This is a genomic window from Streptomyces broussonetiae (assembly GCF_009796285.1).
GTDB lineage: Bacteria > Actinomycetota > Actinomycetes > Streptomycetales > Streptomycetaceae > Streptomyces > Streptomyces broussonetiae.
The window spans coordinates 6,660,644-6,677,243 of sequence record NZ_CP047020.1 but is presented as its reverse complement, the minus strand read 5'-3'; the positions used below and the strand labels follow the sequence as shown (position 1 = coordinate 6,677,243).

Sequence of the window (16,600 nt, the reverse complement as noted above, 5' to 3'; positions counted from 1 at the left end):
TCTGATCATCCGACTGGATGATGCTCCCGGCCCCGGCGCGGTCCGTTCGAGTGAGAACGGCGGCCCGGGGCCGTGTGCTGTCCGGCCTCCCGGTACCGGCTGCCTAGCGTTCCAGTGACCGATCGCCCCAGCTGTCGTTCGCCCGTACGGGGGAACGGTTGCGGGAAAACGGATCAGAACCGAGGTGTACGCCCATGGAGGCCCCGCCGGACAACGACGTGCTCTGGGCACGCTCGCTGCACTTCAGTCACCCCGACGGCTCCCCCGGGCTCACCGGGGTCTCGCTCGAGGTGCGGCAGGGCGAGATCTTCGCCGTCACCGGCCCCCGCGGCAGCGGCAAGACGACCCTGCTGCGCTGTCTGTCCGCACTGGTACCCGTGCGCAGCGGCGAGGTCTGGTTCAACAGCGCGCCCGTGCACACCCTGGGCCCGATGGCCCGGGAGCGGCTGCGCCGGGACCGGTTCGGCTGGATCGACCCGGCCCCGGTCCTGGTCCCCGAACTGAACGTCTGGGAGAACGCGGCGCTCCCCCTGATGCTGCGCGGCACCGGCCGGCGCAGGGCGAAGGTCGCCGCGCTGGAGTGGCTGGAACGCCTCGACGTCGGCGACAAGGCCCGCACGCGCCCGCGCGACCTCCAGCAGGCCGAGCGCCAGCGCGTCTGCATCGCCCGGTCGCTGGCCTCGGGTCCCACGATCCTCTTCGCCGACGAGCCGACGGCCCCGCTGCACCGCGCCGACCGCACCCAAGTGCTGCGCATGCTGACCTCGGCCGCCCGCTCGCACGGCATCACCGTCGTCCTCGCCACGGCCGACCCCGACACCGCGGCCCTCGCCGACCGCACCGCGGCCCTGCTGGACGGCCGGCGCGTGCGCACCGTGCACCTGCCGGACGCACCCGAGACGGAAGGCCGGGCCGCGTGGTCGCTCTCCGTCTGACCCGCGCCACCCGGCCCACAGTCCAGCTGCGCCGCCTGCTGGTGGCCGCGGCTGCCGGTGGCACCGGCTTCCTGCTGCTGGCCTGCCTCGGCTACGCCCTCGACCACCCGCAGCAGGCGGACGCCGCCGCGCTGCGGCTGGCCTGGTGCGCGGTACCGCTCGCCGCCGCGGTGCACCTCGCGCTCGCGGTCGCCCGTACCGACCCCGGTACCCGGCCACGCCCCGGGCTGTCGGCCGTGGGCCTCGGCCCGGCCCGTCTCATGGCCCTCTCCGCGCTGACCACGGCCCTGTCCTGCGCCCTGGGTTCGGTGCTGGCCCTGCTGGTCTTCCTCCACCTGCGCGGCGATCTGACGGGCATGCCCTTCGACGGCGCGGCCTCGGACTTCCTGGCGGCCGACCAGCCCCTCCCGATCCCGGCGACCCTGACCCTGCTGGGCCTGGTCCCGGCCACCGCAACGACGACGGTGGCCCTCGCGCTGCGCCCGAGAGACCCGCGCCGCGCCGCCCCTGGTCCCCGCGGATTCGGCCGCTTCGGGGCGTACGGGCGCTCGGCGGCACGGGAGACGTTCGGGGCGTACGGGAGGTTCGGCGCGCGGCGGGGCAACGTGCCGGCCGCCGGCCGGCCGGCGGCGGACGGCGCCCAGCCCACGGACGGCGCTGCCGCCGGGGCGGCTCCGGACCCCGAGCGGAGCGGCCACGGCACGAGCGGCCACGGCACGGCGCCGGGGACCGACACCGAGACCAAGACCCAAACCGAGGCCGTGGCCGAGGCCGAGGCCGAGACAGGGTCACCGGCCCCGGAAACCGCCTGGACCGACGGCAGCCGGCGGCCCTCCAAGGACACCCCCGTCGGCCTCCCCTGGGGCATCACCCTCGTCACCGCCGGTCTCGCGGTCCACGCCTACGCCGAGCGGCAGGCCGGCGCCGTGCTGCTCGGCTGGTTCCTCATCGCCACCGGTCTCGTCCTCGCCTCCCCCGGCCTCACCCACCTGTGCGGCCGTCTCCTGCAGTCCACCCGTCCCGGCGCCCTCCGCCTCCTCGCCGGCCGGGTCCTGATGGCCGAAGCCACCCGCCTCGGCCGCCCGCTGGGTGTCGTCTGCGCGGTCGTGACCGCCGGCTACGCCATGACCACGCTGTACGCAGGCTCGGCACCGGCGTTCGGCCCCCTGACCACCCTCGGCGCGCTGCTCGTCACCGGCTGCACGGTCGCCACGCTGCTCACCGCGGCCGTCGAGACCCGCCAGTGCCGGGCCGACACCACCGCCACGCTGCTGCGGCTCGGCGCCCCGGCCGCGATGCTGCGGGCGGCCGCGGCCCTGCGTGCGGCGGCCCTGCTGGTCCTGTTCGGCCCGCTCACGCTCGCCGTCGCCGCCCTGGCGGCCCTCCCCGTGGACCGCTGAAGAGAATCTGTCGAAAAAAGATCTCCGGTCGCCGATGAGTTCGAATCGGGCCCCCGGTCTACCCACCGAACGCACCGGACACCGGCACGAACCCCTGACGGGAGAGCCCCTCATGTACCAGCAGATGATCTTCGTGAACCTGCCCGTGAACGACCTCGATGCCTCGAAGAAGTTCTTCACCGAGCTGGGCTACACCATCAACCCCCAGTTCAGCAACGAGCAGGCGGCCTCCGTGGTGATCAGCGACACCATCGTCGCGATGCTGCTCACCAAGCCGTTCTACGCGACCTTCACCAAGAAGGAGATCGCCGACGCCACGAAGACCAGCGAGGTGCTGGTCTGTCTGAGCGCGCAGAGCCGCGCCGAGGTCGACGAGCTGGTCGGCAAGGCGGTCGCTGCGGGCGGCACGGAGACCGGCCCGACCCAGGACCACGGATTCATGTACGGCCGTGTCTTCGACGACCTCGACGGCCACACCTGGGAAGTCATGTGGATGGACCCGGCCGCGGTGCAGGGCTGACCGTTTCCGGCCGAACAGCCGCGCCTGGCACGGGCGGGTGGATCCGGCACCCGCCTCCGCCAGGCGCACCGCGGCGCCCGCGTCCACTACAGGCCCACGCCGCCCACGAGGGCGGCCCGCCGGCCAATGGCGTCCCGTATGGCCCCGGTTGACCGGATCGAGCAGGTGCGGGACACGATCAAACGTCTCAGCAGTTAATAAGAAGGCAAAGGCAACAACCGCTGACGGCATATGCATTGACACTGCTTACGGAGCGCTTATAGACCTGTGAGCCTCCTGGGGAGGCTGGGGCCTCACCTCATCTGTCGCCCCAACTCCTCTTCAACCCCCCGCAGTTGTGCACTCTGTAAAGGACAAACGTGTCCATAACTCGCCGCAGCGCACGCCGTTCCGTGCGCATCCTGGGTGTTGCCTCCGCCTCCGCCGCCGTAGTGCTGGGCCTGTCCAGCTCCGCGCTCGCGTGCAACATCCGTGACTTCAAGGCCGAAGCCAAGTGCGACGGCGACAAGGGCATCATCGTCGTCACCGACACCGACGCCTCCGGCACCCCGGCCACCATCACCGTGTTCCTCAAGAACAACGGCGGGGTCGAGACGCAGATCGGCAAGCAGGAGGTCAAGGGCTCCGCCGAGGGCGCTCCGGTCACCTTCTCCGAGGACTGGAAGCCGAACGCGACGTACCGCGTCCACGTCAAGGCAGCCAACATCGTCGACGAGGACATCGAGAACGGCCTGACGGCGCCGTCCGCCGCCTGCAAGACCGCCGGCTCCACCCCGACCCCGCCGGCCTCCTCGACGCCGAAGCCGTCACCGTCGAAGTCCGCCCCGGCCCAGTCGCCGACCCCGACGCCGTCGGACTCCGCCTCCAACTCCGCCCCGGCGAGCGCCGCCCCGAGCAACGCGCCGTCCCCGGCGGCCGGCAGCTCGAACCTCGCCGAGACCGGTGCGAACTCCAACACCGGCCTGATCGCCGGCCTCGCGGGCGCGCTGGTCGTCGTCGGCGGTGGCGCCGTCTTCTTCGGCATGCGCCGTCGCGGGGCGCGCGGCGACAGCTGACCCCTCGCTCCTCCGCTCGCTTCCGCGGCCCGTTCCCCTGTCCCCAGGGGACGGGCCGCGGTCGTGTGCCCGAAGATCGATCAGCCGAACGTCGAGCGTTCCAGCCAGAACTCCAGCAGCTCGCGCTCACCGAGGACCTCCAGCCCGGGGGTGTCCAACGGCAGCCGGCGGTAGAAGGCGAGGAGTACGGAGGTGAGCGGGCCGCGCAGGGCGACCGTGGCCTTCTCGTGTCCGCGCCGCCAGTCGATCACCTCCCCGTCCAGGTCGATGAGCCACTCGGCGTCCAGCGCCGGCCCGGTGTCGGTGGCGTGCAGATGGATGCTGGCGCCCGGCCGGCGCAGCTCCCGCACCGGGTCCTTGGGCAGGGTCCGCTGCGCCCACTGAACGATCTGGAGCCACTCGTCCACCGCGTCCGCGGCGACGTCCGGCGCGACCTCGTACGGCAGCCCGGCCGCCAGCGTGGCGTCGGCGCGGTGCACGGTGATCTCGTGGGCCATCCGGCGCGCCCAGAACCCCGCGTTCGACACTCCGGCCCAGGCCCACACGTGGGCGTCCGGCCCGGCCTCGCGCAGCGCGCCGACGACCAGGTCCCCGGTCTGCGCGAGCCACTTCTCCAAGGCGGCCGCGTCGCCCCGCTCCTCCGGTCCACCCGCCAGCGGGATCCGCTCGGCCGGGATGTTCTCCTGCGCCCTGCTGCGCACCAGGGCGTCGACCCAGCGCAGGGCACCCCCCATATGCCGTACGAGGTCTTCCAGCGACCAGTCCGGGCAGGTCGGCACCGTCGCGGACAGGTCGGCGCCGGAGGTCACCACGGACCTCAACTGCTCGACCTGGTGGGCGATTTCATCACAGTAACGGTCATGCGCAAGCAAAGTCATGGCCCTCACCCTAAGCCGCCGTTGATCAGCCGAGCACGACGATTTCGGCCGCGTCGAACTCCACGCCGACCTCGTCCCCGACCTCGGGCGCGTCCCGCAGTGCACAGGCGGCCTCCAGGCGCGGCTGCCCCTCCCCCGGCTGGAGGTGGACGGCCACATGGGTGCCCTTGAAGGTGCGGGCGGCCACCGTGCAGGTCAGGCCCGTGTCGGCCGCCACGAGCCGTACACCGGCAGGCCGGACCAGCACGGTGCGCGCGCCCTGCGCGGAGCCGTCGGGCACCGGCAGTTTGCCCCAGGGGCCGTCGGCGGCCGTGCCGGTGACGGTCGCCTCGACCAGGTTGTCGAAGCCGAGGAAGCGGGCCACGAACGCGTCGGCGGGCCGCTGCCAGACGTCGAGCGGGGTGCCGGACTGGGCGATCCGTCCGTCCCGCATCACCACCACCCGGTCGGCCAGCGCGAACGCCTCGCCCTGGTCGTGGGTCACGGCGAGCACGGTGGTGCCCAACCGGCCGAAAAGTTCCCGCAGTTCGACCACCAGGCGTTCCCTGAGCGAGCGGTCGAGCTGGCCGAGCGGCTCGTCCAGCATGAGCAGCCGGGGTCTCGGCGCCAGCGCCCGGGCGAGTGCCACGCGCTGCTGCTCGCCGCCGGACAGGGAGGCCACGGCCCGCCGTGCCGCCCCGGGCAGTCCGACCAGCTCCAGCAACTGCCCGACCTCGGCGTCCCGTTCCCCCTTGGCGATGCCGTGCATGCGCAGCCCGAAGGCCACGTTCGCGCCGACATCGCGCTGCGGGAAGAGCTGGTGGTCCTGGAACATCAGGCCGACGCCCCGCTTGTGCGCGGGCCTGCCCGACTGGTCGTGGCCGTCGAGCAGCACCCGTCCGCCGGACAGGGGCTGCAGCCCGGCGACCGCCCGCAGCAGGGTCGACTTCCCGCTGCCGCTGGGCCCGAGCACGCACACCACCTCGTGCTCGGCGACGCCCAGATCGACGGTGTCGAGGACCGCCCGCCCGCCGAGGCGCACGGTCGCGGCATCGAGGCTGAGCAGCATCTAGAACTCCCCCGTCCGGTCGGTGCGCAGCCGCTCCAGGAGGAGCAGGGCGGCGGCGCACACCACCATCAGAATGGTCGAAAGGGCCATCGCCTGGCCGTAGTTGAGGTCTCCGGGGCGGCTGAGCAGCCGGGCCACGGCGACCGGGAGCGTGGGGTTGTCGGGCCGGGCGATGAACACGGTCGCCCCGAACTCGCCGAGCGAGACGGCGAACGCGAACCCGGCCGCCACCAGCAGTGCCCGCCGCACCAGCGGCAGGTCCACCTCGCGCCACACCCGCCAGGGCGAGGCTCCGAGCACGGCCGCGGCCTCCCGCAGCCGGCCGTCCACCGCACGCAGCACGGGCAGCATGGTCCGTACGACGAAGGGGGCACCGACCAGCGCCTGTGCGAGCGGGACCAGAATCCAGGACTGCCTGAGGTCCAGCGGCGGCTTGTCGAGCGCGATCAGGAAGCCGAAGCCGACGGTCACGGCGGACACGCCGAGCGGCAGCATCAGCAGCGCGTCGAAGCCGCGGACCAGCCGTCCGGCGTCCCGGCGGGCGAGCGCGGCGGCGGCGAGCCCTCCGATCACGACGGCGATGGCGGTGGCGGCGGCGGCGTACTGGAGGGAGGTCCACACCGCGTGGATCGGCGCCACCAGGAACGTACCGCCGTCGGAGTCCGCAAGCGCCCGGTAGTAGCCCAAGCCAGGTGCGTCCAGCGAGCGTTGGACGAGAACGGCGAGCGGCAGTACGAGGAGCAGCGCGATGGTGACGAGCACCCCGGCGAGCAGCGCCCACTGCCCGGAGCCGCGCGGGCGGCGGGTGGTGACCTTGGGGTCGACGAGTCGCAGGGTGCTCTCCCGGCGCCGTACGGTCCACGCGTGCACGGCGAGGATCGCGCCGACGGCGGCGAACTGCAGAAGGGTGAGGACGGCGGCCGTGGAGAGGTCGAAGATCTCGGAGGTCTGCCGGTAGATCTCGACCTCGAGGGTGGAGAAGGTGGGCCCGCCGAGGATCTGGACGACGCCGAAGGAGGTGAAGGTGAACAGGAACACCATCAGCGCGGCGGCGGCCACGGCGGGCACGAGCGCCGGCAGGGTGACCTTGCGCCAGGCGCCGAGCGGCGAGGCGCCCAGCATCCGGGCGGCCTCCTCCTGCCGGGGGTCGAGCTGCGCCCACAGTCCGCCGACGGTCCGTACGACGACGGCGTAGTTGAAGAAGACGTGCGCCAGCAGGATCGCCCACACCGTGGTGTCCAGCCGTACGCCCCACAGGTCGTCCAGCAGGCCGCCCCGACCGACCAGGGCGAGGAAGGCCGTGCCCGCGACGACCGTGGGCAGCACGAAGGGGACGGTGACGACGGCCCGCAGCACCTGTTTGCCGGGGAAGTCCAGGCGCGCGAAGACGTAGGCGGCGGGCAGGGCGAGGAGCAGGGTGAGCGCGGTGGAGGCGAGCGCCTGCCAGGTGGTGAACCACAGCACGTGCCGGATGTCCGGCTGCGTGACCACGTCCGCGACCCGCCCGAACTGCCAGGCGCCGTCCACCTTGAGGCCGCGCGCCACGATCGCGGCCACGGGCCATGCGAAGAACAGCGCGAAGAACGCGACGGGCAGGGCCATCAGCCCGAGCCGCGCCGCGTTTCCCCGCCGCGATCCCGCTACTTCAGGACGAGTGACGTCCACGACCTGACCCACTGGTCCCGGTTGGCGGCGATCTTCTCGGGGGCCATGGTCTCGGGGTGCCGGGCGGCCGGCCCGTACTCGGTGAACTCGGCGGGCACCTTGGCTCCCTCCAGCACCGGGTAGACGTACATGTTCAGCGGCATGTCCTCCTGGAACTCCTTGGAGACCAGGAAGTCGATGAACGCCTTGGCGCCCTTGGGGTTCTTGGCGTTGCTGAGCAGCCCGGCGAACTCGATCTGCCGGAAGCAGGTGCCGCTCGCCACACCGGTGGGGGCGGTGCCGGGCCGCTTCTTGGCGTAGATCACCTCGGCGGGCGGCGAGGAGGCGTACGACACCACGAGCGGCCGGTCGCCGCCGGCCTTCCTGCCCTCGGAGGAGCCGGAGAACTCCTGGTAGTAGGCCTGCTCCCAGCCGTCGACGACCTTGACACCGTTGGCCTTGAGCTTCTTCCAGTAGTCCGGCCAGCCCTGGTCGCCGAACTGCGCGGCGCTGCCCAGCAGGAAGCCGAGGCCGGGCGAGGAGGTGGCGGCGTTCTCGGTGACGAGGAGGTTCTTGTACTGCGGCTCGGCCAGGTCGGCGAAGGACTGCGGCGGGGCCAGCTTGTGCTTGCTGAAGTACGCCTTGTCGTAGTTGACGCAGATGTCGCCGTAGTCGACCGGAGTGACGCGGTGCTTGTCCTTGTCGAGCTGGTAGGCGGAGCCGACCTGGTCGAGCGCCTTGGCCCGGTACGGCTGGAAGAGGCCGTTGTCGAGGGCGCGGGAGAGCAGGGTGTTGTCGACGCCGAAGAAGACGTCGCCCTGCGGGTTGTCCTTGGTGAGGATCGCCTTGTTGACGGCCTGCCCGGCGTCGCCGTCCTTGAGGACGTGGACCTTGTACCCGGTCTTCTTCTCGAAGTCCTGGAGCACGTTCTTGGACACGGCCCACGAGTCGTGGCTGACGAGGGTGACGGTCTTGGAGTCGGCGGCCGACGTACCGCTGCCGGATCCGCATGCGGACAGGCCGACCAGGCCGAGGCCGACCGCGACGGCCACGAGGGTCTTGTTGTGCACTGGATGTCCTCCTGGGGTTGGCCAGGAAGAACGCGGCCCCGCCCGGGCCTTCGGCGGGAAGGACCCGGGCAGGGCGCAACAGCTCGAGTGATGACCGAACTTCCTACCCAGAATGACCTGGGCGAGGTTCAGAGGGTCTGCGGCCCGGTTGCCGCACTCTCAGCGCTGTGGCGCTCCCCTGTCGGAATATGAAGATGTCGATACGAAACAAGATGTCGATATGAAGATGTGAGTGACGTGGGCCAGATTACCGCTCGGTGGCCGCGAGCTGACCACAGGCTCCGTCGATCTCCTGGCCCCGGGTGTCCCGGACGGTGACGGGCACGCCGTGGGCGGCGATGGCCTCCACGAACGCCTTCTCGTCCTCGGGCCGGGAGGCGGTCCACTTGGAGCCCGGCGTCGGGTTGAGCGGGATCAGGTTGACGTGCACGGGCTTGCCCCGCAGCAGTCGGCCGAGCCGGTCACCGCGCCAGGCCTGGTCGTTGATGTCACGGATCAGCGCGTACTCGATCGACAGCCGGCGCCCGCTCTTCTCCACGTACTCGAACCCGGCGTCCAGCACCTCGCGCACCTTCCACCGCGTGTTCACGGGCACGAGGGTGTCACGCAGCTCGTCGTCGGGGGCGTGCAGGGAGATCGCGAGCCGGCACTTGAAGCCCTCGTCGGCGAACCGGTGGATGGCCGGCACGAGCCCGACGGTGGACACGGTGATCCCGCGCTGCGAGAGCCCGAGTCCGTCGGGCGCGGGGTCGGTGAGGGCGCGAATGGCCCCCACGACCCGCTTGTAGTTGGCGAGCGGCTCGCCCATGCCCATGAAGACGATGTTGGACAGCCGGGACGGGCCGCCCGGCACCTCGCCGTCCCGCAGCGCCCGCATCCCGTCCACGATCTGGTGGACGATCTCGGCGGTGGACAGATTCCGGTCCAGCCCCGCCTGCCCGGTGGCGCAGAACGGGCAGTTCATGCCACAGCCCGCCTGCGAGCTGATGCACATGGTGACCCGGTCCGGATACCGCATCAGCACGGACTCGACGAGCGTCCCGTCGAACAGCCGCCACAGCGTCTTGCGCGTGGTCCCCTGATCGGTCGACAGATGCCGGACGACCGTCATCAGCTCCGGGAACAGCGCCTCGCGCAGCCTCTCGCGCGATCCGGCGGGGATGTCTGTCCACTGCTCCGGGTCGTGCGCGTACCGCGCGAAGTAGTGCTGCGAGAGCTGCTTGGCACGGAACGGCTTCTCACCGATCTCGGCCACCGCGTCCTTGCGCTCGGCGGGCGTGAGGTCGGCAAGGTGCCGCGGCGGCTTCTTGGCTCCGCGCGGGGCGACGAAAGTGAGTTCTCCGGGCTTAGGCATAGCTCTCCCAGTGTCGCAGATCCACTTGGGTGACCTGGGGCTGGTGGTCGCTATGACTGTCGTTAGCAGTCGTTACCGGTCGCCGCTGAGCGGCGTCGGACGGCCCAGGGACGGCCCAGCCGATGAGGCCGCGGCCCTGGCCGGGCCGCCACTGTCTCGGGACCCCTCCAGACCCGCGGGACCTTGGCCGTCCATGATCGGCGCATTCCGCAGGGTGGGTTTTCTCCCTGCCTCAAGGGGCACACGGCCGGTGAGACTGTGCGGAGGTACCGAGATGAGTGCCGGAGAACGGGCCAAGGCCAAGGCAGAACAGGTCGTCGGAAAAACGGTACGGAAGGCGGCCCACGCGATGCACCAAGAAACCCTCGCGGCGAAAGGCGCCGCTCTTGAGGCACGGGGCAAGATGCGGGGCACGAAAGAGCAGGCCAAGGGCTCCTTCAAGCACTGACAAGGTCTTGTCACCGGTGCACCGTGGTCGTGTGGCAGTGGCCATCCGTCCGCAGTACGGCGCGGCGCATTGCTCACGATGGAACGGCCCCAGGAACCAGGCCCGACACAAGGCGGCGCGCCTGCGCCAGGAGGCCTTGGAGCAGGGCACGCAACTGATCGCCGAGCTTCGCGCTGAGGGCCTGCGGGAACGCGAGGCGATGCTCGTGGAGGCTCAGGCACGGCTCGGCCGATCGCGTCATGGCGGAGACGGAGCTGCGGGGAGACGTCGTGTCCTTGGCCACGGAGCTGGCCAGTCGGATGGTCGGCGAAGCTCTCGAAGGTGTCGCCAAAGCGAGATCGTGGACCGCTTCTTCTCAGACCTCGATGCCCGTGACGACCGGTGACACCTGCTGGGGACGGTCGTGGCGCGGCCGGGGGAGCCGGTGGTTGCGCCTGCTAACCGGAGGGGCACCCGTATCCACGGAGTGTGACAGCTCGGGTGCAGTCGGCGAGGTGTGAAGTTCTGCTGACGAACGGTCGGGTTTCCTGGTCGGCCCTTGTCCCGCCCTTTGCCGTGCCGTAACAAATGGCGCCATGAACCTTTTCGGCCGCAATTCCTTTCACCGGCGCGCGCAGCCTTCCGCCGCGCCCGTGGCGACCGCCGCACCGGGGGCCGGTGCCACTGCCACCGCCGTACTGCCCGACCCCGCGCTGGCATCCCTCACCGGCGAGTGGCTGATCGATCCCGCGCACAGCAGGATCGGGTTCTCGGTACGGCACGCGATGGTGACGACGGTGCGCGGCGCCTTCCCGCAGTACGAGAGCCGGCTGTACTTCGACGGCCGCGAACCGTCCCGCTCCCGGGCCGACCTCGTGCTGTACACATCGAGCGTCGACACCGGTGTCGAGCAACGTGACGCGCATCTGGTCGGCCGCCAGTTCCTGGACGCCGCGACGTATCCGCGGATGACCTTCACGAGCACCGCCGTGCGGCTCGTCGACAAGGACGTCTACCGCATGACCGGCGACCTCACCATCAAGGAGACGACCCGCCCGATCGACCTGGACCTCGCCTACATCGGCCATGTCACCGACGCGTTCGGCGACGAGCGGGTCGGCTTCGACGGCACCACCACGATCAACCGCTCCGACTGGGGCCTGAGCTACGACGCCAAGCTGGCCCAGGGCGGGGCCATGGTGAGCGAAACGGTCCGCCTCCAGTTCGACATCGCGGCGATCCGCAACACGGCGGGGGTCTGAGCCGGGCGCACACGACTGTGCCCCCGCCCTGAACACGGGGCGGGGGCACAGTCGTACGACTCCTCGGCTCACGGCCGTACGGCCTCGGTTCACGCGGAGCCGACGAAGATCACCAGCAGCAGCCAGACCACGGGCGCCGTCGGCAGCAGCGAGTCCAGGCGGTCCATGATGCCGCCGTGGCCCGGGAGCAAGGTGCCCATGTCCTTGATGCCCAGGTCGCGCTTGATCATGGACTCGCCGAGGTCGCCCAGGGTGGCACTGGCCGCGACCGCGAGGCCGAGCAGCAGTCCCTGCCACCACCTGCCGTCGTCGATCAGGAACTGCATGCACAGCGCACCCGCGACCATCGCGAACAGCACCGCACCCAGCAGGCCCTCGCGGGTCTTGCCGGGGCTGATGCGCGGGGCCAGCTTGTGCTTGCCGAAGCGCCAGCCGACCGCGTAGGCGCCGGTGTCGCTGACGACCGTCAGGAGCAGGAAGGTCAGGACGCGCCAGGGGCCGTCGGCGGCGGTCAGCATCATCGCGACGAACGTGGCCAGGAACGGCACGTAGAACGCCGCGAAGACGCCTGCCGTGACGTCCTTGAGATAGCCCTCCGGCGGTTCCGTCATACGCCAGACCAGGGCCGCGAGGGCTGTCAGAGCCATGGCGACCCAGGCCCCCTCGGCGCCGCGCACATACCCGGCGACCACCATCGCCGCCCCGCCCACCGCGAGCGGCACGAGAGGTGCCTTGATGCCCTTGCGCTCCTGCAGCCTGCTGGTCAGCTCCCACAGGCCCACGACCACGGCGACCGCGATCACGCCGACGAAGACGGCCTTGCGGATGAACAGGGACGCGACGATCACCACACCGAGTCCGACACCGACCCCTATGGCCGCGCTCAGATCACGGCCCGCGCTCTTCTTCTGCGGCGCTGGCGCCGGCTGGGGGGCGTCGGGCATGGGCTCCGGATTCTGGTTCTCGGCCGGGAGAGACCGGGCCGGTGAGGGCTCTGGGCGGACCTCGTTGTGGAACAAGGGGCCGCTCGGCGAAGCGGCCCCCCGGTCGTTGTCCTGGCCCCCGCCGTAGACGGGTTCGTCGGGCACGATGGGCATGGGGCGGGTCTGCTGCGCCTCAGGCGCATGGTACGCGGGACCCGTCGGGGCGGCTCCCTGGGCAGGCCCACCCCCGGTGAGCCCCCAGTAGCCGGCCTGACCCGCCGCCGGCGGCGCCCCCCAGGAAGAGTCGCTCATCAGACTTCGAGCAGCTCCGCTTCCTTGTGCTTCAGAAGCTCGTCCACCTGCGCGACGTACTTCGCCGTGGTGTCGTCCAGCTCCTTCTCCGCGCGGCGGACCTCGTCCTCGCCGGTCTCGCCGTCCTTGACGAGCTTGTCGAGCGCGTCCTTGGCCTTGCGGCGCACGGAGCGGATGGACACCTTGGAGTCCTCGGCCTTGCCCTTGGCGACCTTGATGTACTCGCGGCGCCGCTCCTCGGTCAGCTCGGGGAACGTCACCCGGATGATGTTGCCGTCGTTGCTGGGGTTGACGCCCAGGTCGGAGTCACGGATCGCCTGCTCGATGTTGCGCAGCGCGCTCTTGTCGAACGGCGTCACGACCGCCATGCGCGGCTCCGGCACGGAGAACGAGGCCAGCTGGTTGATCGGCGTCAGGGCGCCGTAGTAGTCGGCCACGATCTTGTTGAACATCGCCGGGTGCGCACGGCCGGTGCGGATCGCGGCGAAGTCCTCCTTGGCGACCACGACGGCCTTCTCCATCTTCTCCTCGGCCTCGAGGAGGATCTCTTCGATCACCACTTGCTCCTGTGTCTTGAGTAAGGCCCGGCTGCGGTTCCTCGGCGGGGCGGCGGCCGGCTGCGTCGCGTCTTCTTCCTGCACGGTTCCCGACGTGCAGGACATTGTCCATCCCCCGGCCTGGGTCCGGCCCCCTTACGGGGCCGTGCACCACCGGCCGGGTCGATGCCGGGTCAGTCCCGGCTGCCCTGGTCGCCGACCAGCGTGCCGATCTTCTCACCCTTGACGGCCCGAGCGATATTGCCCTCCGCGAGCAGCTCGAACACGAGGATCGGAAGCTTGTTGTCGCGGCACAGCGTGACGGCGGTGGCGTCGGCGACCTTGAGGTCGCGGGTGATGACCTCGCCGTAGCCGAGGGCGTCGAACTTGACCGCGTCCGGGTTGGTCTTCGGGTCGGAGTCGTAGACCCCGTCCACGCCGTTCTTGCCCATGAGCAGCGCCTCGGCGTCGATCTCCAGGGCGCGCTGGGCGGCGGTGGTGTCGGTGGAGAAGTACGGCATGCCCATACCGGCACCGAAGATGACCACACGGCCCTTCTCCAGGTGGCGCACGGCGCGCAGCGGGATGTACGGCTCGGCGACCTGGCCCATGGTGATGGCGGTCTGCACCCGGCTGTCGATGCCCTCCTTCTCCAGGAAGTCCTGGAGGGCGAGGCAGTTCATCACGGTGCCGAGCATGCCCATGTAGTCCGAGCGTGCCCGGTCCATGCCGCGCTGCTGGAGTTCGGCGCCCCGGAAGAAGTTGCCGCCGCCGATGACAACCGCGACCTGCGCGCCGTCCCGGACGACGGCGGCGATCTCGCGAGCGATCTTGTGCACCACGTCCGGGTCCACGCCCAGGCCGCCGCCGCCGGAGAAGGCCTCTCCGGACAGCTTCAGCAGAAACCGGCCGCGTACTTTGCCGTCGTCGCTCTTCTGGGCCTTGGTGGTCATGGGAGATCCCGCCTCTTTCACGTGTTGCACATACGAAGAAGGCCATTGCCGGTGGGGTCGCTTTTCGCTCCCATGCGCGGCAATGGCCTCCTCGTCAGATCTGCTGCCGTCCGCCTCACGCCGGGGTGTGGCGGTGTACACGGACGACTGCTTACGACCCTATCGGGAATTCTCCCCGGTTTTCTCTGTGGGCCGTGAGTCGATCGCGGTACGGACTCAGATGCCGACCTTGATGCGCGTGAAGCGCTTCAGGGTGACACCCGCCTCGTCCAGGACCTTCTGGACCGACTTCTTGTTGTCCAGCGCGTAGGGCTGGCCGAGCAGCGTGGCGTCCTTGAAGAAGCCGTTGAGGCGACCCTCGACGATCTTCGGCAGGGCGGCCTCGGGCTTGCCCTCGGCGCGGGTGGTCTCCTCGGCGACGCGGCGCTCGGACTCGACGACCTCGGCCGGCACGTCCTCCTTGGAGAGGTACTTGGGCGCGAAGGCGGCGATGTGCTGGGCGATGCCCTTGGCGACGTCGGCGTTCGGCTTGTCCAGCTCGACCAGGACACCGATCTGCGGGGGCAGGTCGGGCATGGTGCGGTGCATGTAGGCGAGCACGAAGCCGTCGGAGAACTGCGCGAAGCGGTCCAGGACGATCTTCTCGCCGAGGTTGGCGTTGGCCTCGTCCACGTACGCCTGGACGGTCTTGCCGGCCTCGATCTCGGAGGCCAGCAGGGCCTCGATGTCGGCCGGGCTCGTCTTGGCGACGTGCTCGGCGATGGCCTTGGCCACGGCCTGGAACTTCTCGCCCTTGGCGACGAAGTCCGTCTCGCACTTGAGCTCGACCAGGACGCCGGAGGAGTTGTCGTCGGCGATGATGGAGACCACGGCGCCGTTCTCGGCGGAGCGGCCCTCACGCTTGGCGACGCCCTTCTGGCCCTTGATGCGCAGCGCCTCGACGGCCTTGTCGACGTTGCCCTCGGCCTCGTCCAGCGCCTTCTTGCAGTCCATCATGCCGGCGCCGGTGAGCTCACGGAGCTTCTTGACGTCGGCGGCGGTGTAGTTCGCCATGAGTCTGTGAGTCTTTCTCGAAGTCTGGAAGATCTTCAGATCCGCACGGTTTGCGCTCCACATATAGGCGCGGACCGCATACGGCGTACTGACCTACGGGTGAACAGCGGGGGCGGACTTGTCCGCGCCGGAGGCGCTGCTGGATCCAGTACCGCCCCCGCCGTCAACGCCTGAGTCAGGCCTGCTCGCCCTCGGCGGGCTTCTCCTCGGCCGGAGCGGCCTCGGCAGCCGGCGCCTCGGCGACCGGAGCCTCAGCAGCCGGAGCCTCGTCAGCCGGAGCCTCGGCTGCCGGAGCCTCGTCAGCCTTCTTCTCACCCTCGAGCAGGTCGCGCTCCCACTCGGCGAGCGGCTCGCCCGCGGCCTTCTCACCCTTGTCACCGGTGGCGACGCGAGAGCGGGAGATGAGGCCCTCGGCGACGGCGTCGGCGATCACACGGGTGAGCAGGGTGACGGAGCGGATCGCGTCGTCGTTGCCCGGGATCTTGTAGTCGACCTCGTCGGGGTCGCAGTTGGTGTCGAGGATGGCGACGACCGGGATGTTGAGCTTCCGGGCCTCGCCGACCGCGATGTGCTCCTTCTTGGTGTCCACGATCCAGACGGCGCTCGGCACCTTCTGCATCTCGCGGATACCACCGAGGGTCTTCTCCAGCTTGGCCTTCTCGCGCGAGAGCACGAGAAGCTCCTTCTTGGTCAGACCGGACGCGGCGACGTCCTCGAAGTCGATCTGCTCGAGCTCCTTGAGGCGCTGCAGACGCTTGTAGACGGTCGAGAAGTTGGTGAGCATGCCGCCCAGCCAGCGCTGGTTGACGTAGGGCATGCCGACGCGGGTGGCCTGCTCGGCGATGGCCTCCTGCGCCTGCTTCTTCGTGCCGACGAACATGACCGTGCCGCCGTGGGCGACGGTCTCCTTGACGAACTCGTAGGCGCGGTCGATGTACGACAGCGACTGGAGCAGGTCGATGATGTAGATGCCGTTGCGCTCGGTGAAGATGAAGCGCTTCATCTTCGGGTTCCAGCGACGGGTCTGGTGACCGAAGTGGACGCCGCTCTCCAGCAGCTCCCGCATCGTGACGACGGCCATGGCCGTATCTCCTTGAGTTTCTCGGTTGTGCCGCGGATGCCGGACGGCTTCCGCGCCTGACGCCCGCGTGCGCCGTGCCGCAAAGGACCGAGGAGCGCTGACACCGGCCGGTGAACGGCCCGATGTCGGGGCGTGCGAAGTCGACCCGG

General features: G+C 70.4%; 16 protein-coding genes. 6 read left to right on the top strand and 10 right to left on the bottom strand.

Annotation, left to right across the window (positions count from 1 at the left end):
• Positions 1-194 precede the first annotated feature (194 nt).
• The 4 genes from GQF42_RS30925 (at position 195) to GQF42_RS30910 (ending at position 3,910) form a co-directional block, all read left to right on the top strand.
• On the top strand, positions 195-935 hold the full coding sequence (locus tag GQF42_RS30925) for an ABC transporter ATP-binding protein (protein WP_158925317.1): 741 nt from the start codon (positions 195-197) through the stop codon (positions 933-935).
• Positions 917-2,335: a hypothetical protein gene (locus GQF42_RS30920; protein WP_158925316.1), complete on the top strand. Its 1,419-nt coding sequence runs from the start codon at positions 917-919 to the stop codon at positions 2,333-2,335. Before GQF42_RS30925 ends, GQF42_RS30920 begins: the two co-directional genes overlap by 19 nt.
• Before the next feature lie 112 nt (positions 2,336-2,447).
• Positions 2,448-2,855, top strand: a complete 408-nt coding sequence (locus GQF42_RS30915; protein ID WP_158925314.1) for a VOC family protein — start codon at positions 2,448-2,450, stop codon at positions 2,853-2,855.
• A 359-nt stretch (positions 2,856-3,214) separates the two neighbouring features.
• On the top strand, positions 3,215-3,910 hold the full coding sequence (locus tag GQF42_RS30910; RefSeq protein WP_233273512.1) for an LAETG motif-containing sortase-dependent surface protein: 696 nt from the start codon (positions 3,215-3,217) through the stop codon (positions 3,908-3,910).
• A gap of 80 nt (positions 3,911-3,990) precedes the next feature.
• Here the strand turns inward: GQF42_RS30910 and GQF42_RS30905 are convergent, their stop codons facing one another.
• The 5 genes from GQF42_RS30905 to rlmN all read right to left on the bottom strand — a co-directional run bounded on the left by GQF42_RS30905 (position 3,991) and on the right by rlmN (position 9,904).
• On the bottom strand, positions 3,991-4,788 hold the full coding sequence (locus GQF42_RS30905) for a maleylpyruvate isomerase family mycothiol-dependent enzyme (RefSeq protein WP_158925312.1): 798 nt from the start codon (positions 4,786-4,788) through the stop codon (positions 3,991-3,993).
• 25 nt (positions 4,789-4,813) lie between these two features.
• Positions 4,814-5,836, bottom strand: coding sequence for an ABC transporter ATP-binding protein (locus tag GQF42_RS30900; RefSeq protein WP_158925310.1), 1,023 nt, complete (start codon positions 5,834-5,836; stop codon positions 4,814-4,816).
• Positions 5,837-7,438 (bottom strand): ABC transporter permease, encoded by a 1,602-nt coding sequence (locus GQF42_RS30895; protein WP_158925308.1) that lies wholly within the window; start codon positions 7,436-7,438, stop codon positions 5,837-5,839.
• Between the two features lie 38 nt (positions 7,439-7,476).
• A complete protein-coding gene (locus tag GQF42_RS30890) occupies positions 7,477-8,550 on the bottom strand; it encodes a thiamine ABC transporter substrate-binding protein (protein ID WP_158925306.1) in 1,074 nt (357 codons plus the stop codon).
• A 247-nt stretch (positions 8,551-8,797) separates the two neighbouring features.
• A complete protein-coding gene (gene rlmN / locus GQF42_RS30885; protein WP_158925304.1) occupies positions 8,798-9,904 on the bottom strand; it encodes a 23S rRNA (adenine(2503)-C(2))-methyltransferase RlmN in 1,107 nt (368 codons plus the stop codon).
• A gap of 274 nt (positions 9,905-10,178) precedes the next feature.
• Between rlmN and GQF42_RS45065 the strand changes: the two genes are divergently transcribed.
• On the top strand, positions 10,179-10,352 hold the full coding sequence (locus GQF42_RS45065) for a hypothetical protein (RefSeq protein WP_199272862.1): 174 nt from the start codon (positions 10,179-10,181) through the stop codon (positions 10,350-10,352).
• 575 nt (positions 10,353-10,927) lie between these two features.
• Positions 10,928-11,593, top strand: a complete 666-nt coding sequence (locus GQF42_RS30880) for a YceI family protein (RefSeq protein WP_158925303.1) — start codon at positions 10,928-10,930, stop codon at positions 11,591-11,593.
• An 89-nt stretch (positions 11,594-11,682) separates the two neighbouring features.
• Here the strand turns inward: GQF42_RS30880 and GQF42_RS30875 are convergent, their stop codons facing one another.
• From GQF42_RS30875 to rpsB, 5 genes are all read right to left on the bottom strand, one after another.
• Entirely contained in the window at positions 11,683-12,828 is a 1,146-nt protein-coding gene (locus GQF42_RS30875; RefSeq protein WP_158925301.1) for a phosphatidate cytidylyltransferase, read from the bottom strand.
• Positions 12,828-13,385 carry a ribosome recycling factor gene (frr, locus tag GQF42_RS30870; protein ID WP_158925299.1) on the bottom strand — a complete coding sequence of 186 codons (558 nt, stop codon included), beginning with the start codon at positions 13,383-13,385 and terminating at the stop codon, positions 12,828-12,830. The genes GQF42_RS30875 and frr overlap by 1 nt, the downstream gene beginning before the upstream one ends.
• A gap of 173 nt (positions 13,386-13,558) precedes the next feature.
• A complete protein-coding gene (pyrH, locus tag GQF42_RS30865; protein ID WP_158925297.1) occupies positions 13,559-14,317 on the bottom strand; it encodes a UMP kinase in 759 nt (252 codons plus the stop codon).
• Positions 14,318-14,533: 216 nt separating this feature from the next.
• The gene (gene tsf, locus GQF42_RS30860; protein ID WP_158925295.1) at positions 14,534-15,370 is read right to left on the bottom strand and encodes a translation elongation factor Ts; all 837 of its coding nucleotides are present in this window, start codon (positions 15,368-15,370) and stop codon (positions 14,534-14,536) included.
• A gap of 175 nt (positions 15,371-15,545) precedes the next feature.
• Positions 15,546-16,451, bottom strand: a complete 906-nt coding sequence (gene rpsB / locus GQF42_RS30855; RefSeq protein ID WP_158925293.1) for a 30S ribosomal protein S2 — start codon at positions 16,449-16,451, stop codon at positions 15,546-15,548.
• Between the last annotated feature and the right edge of the window lie 149 nt (positions 16,452-16,600).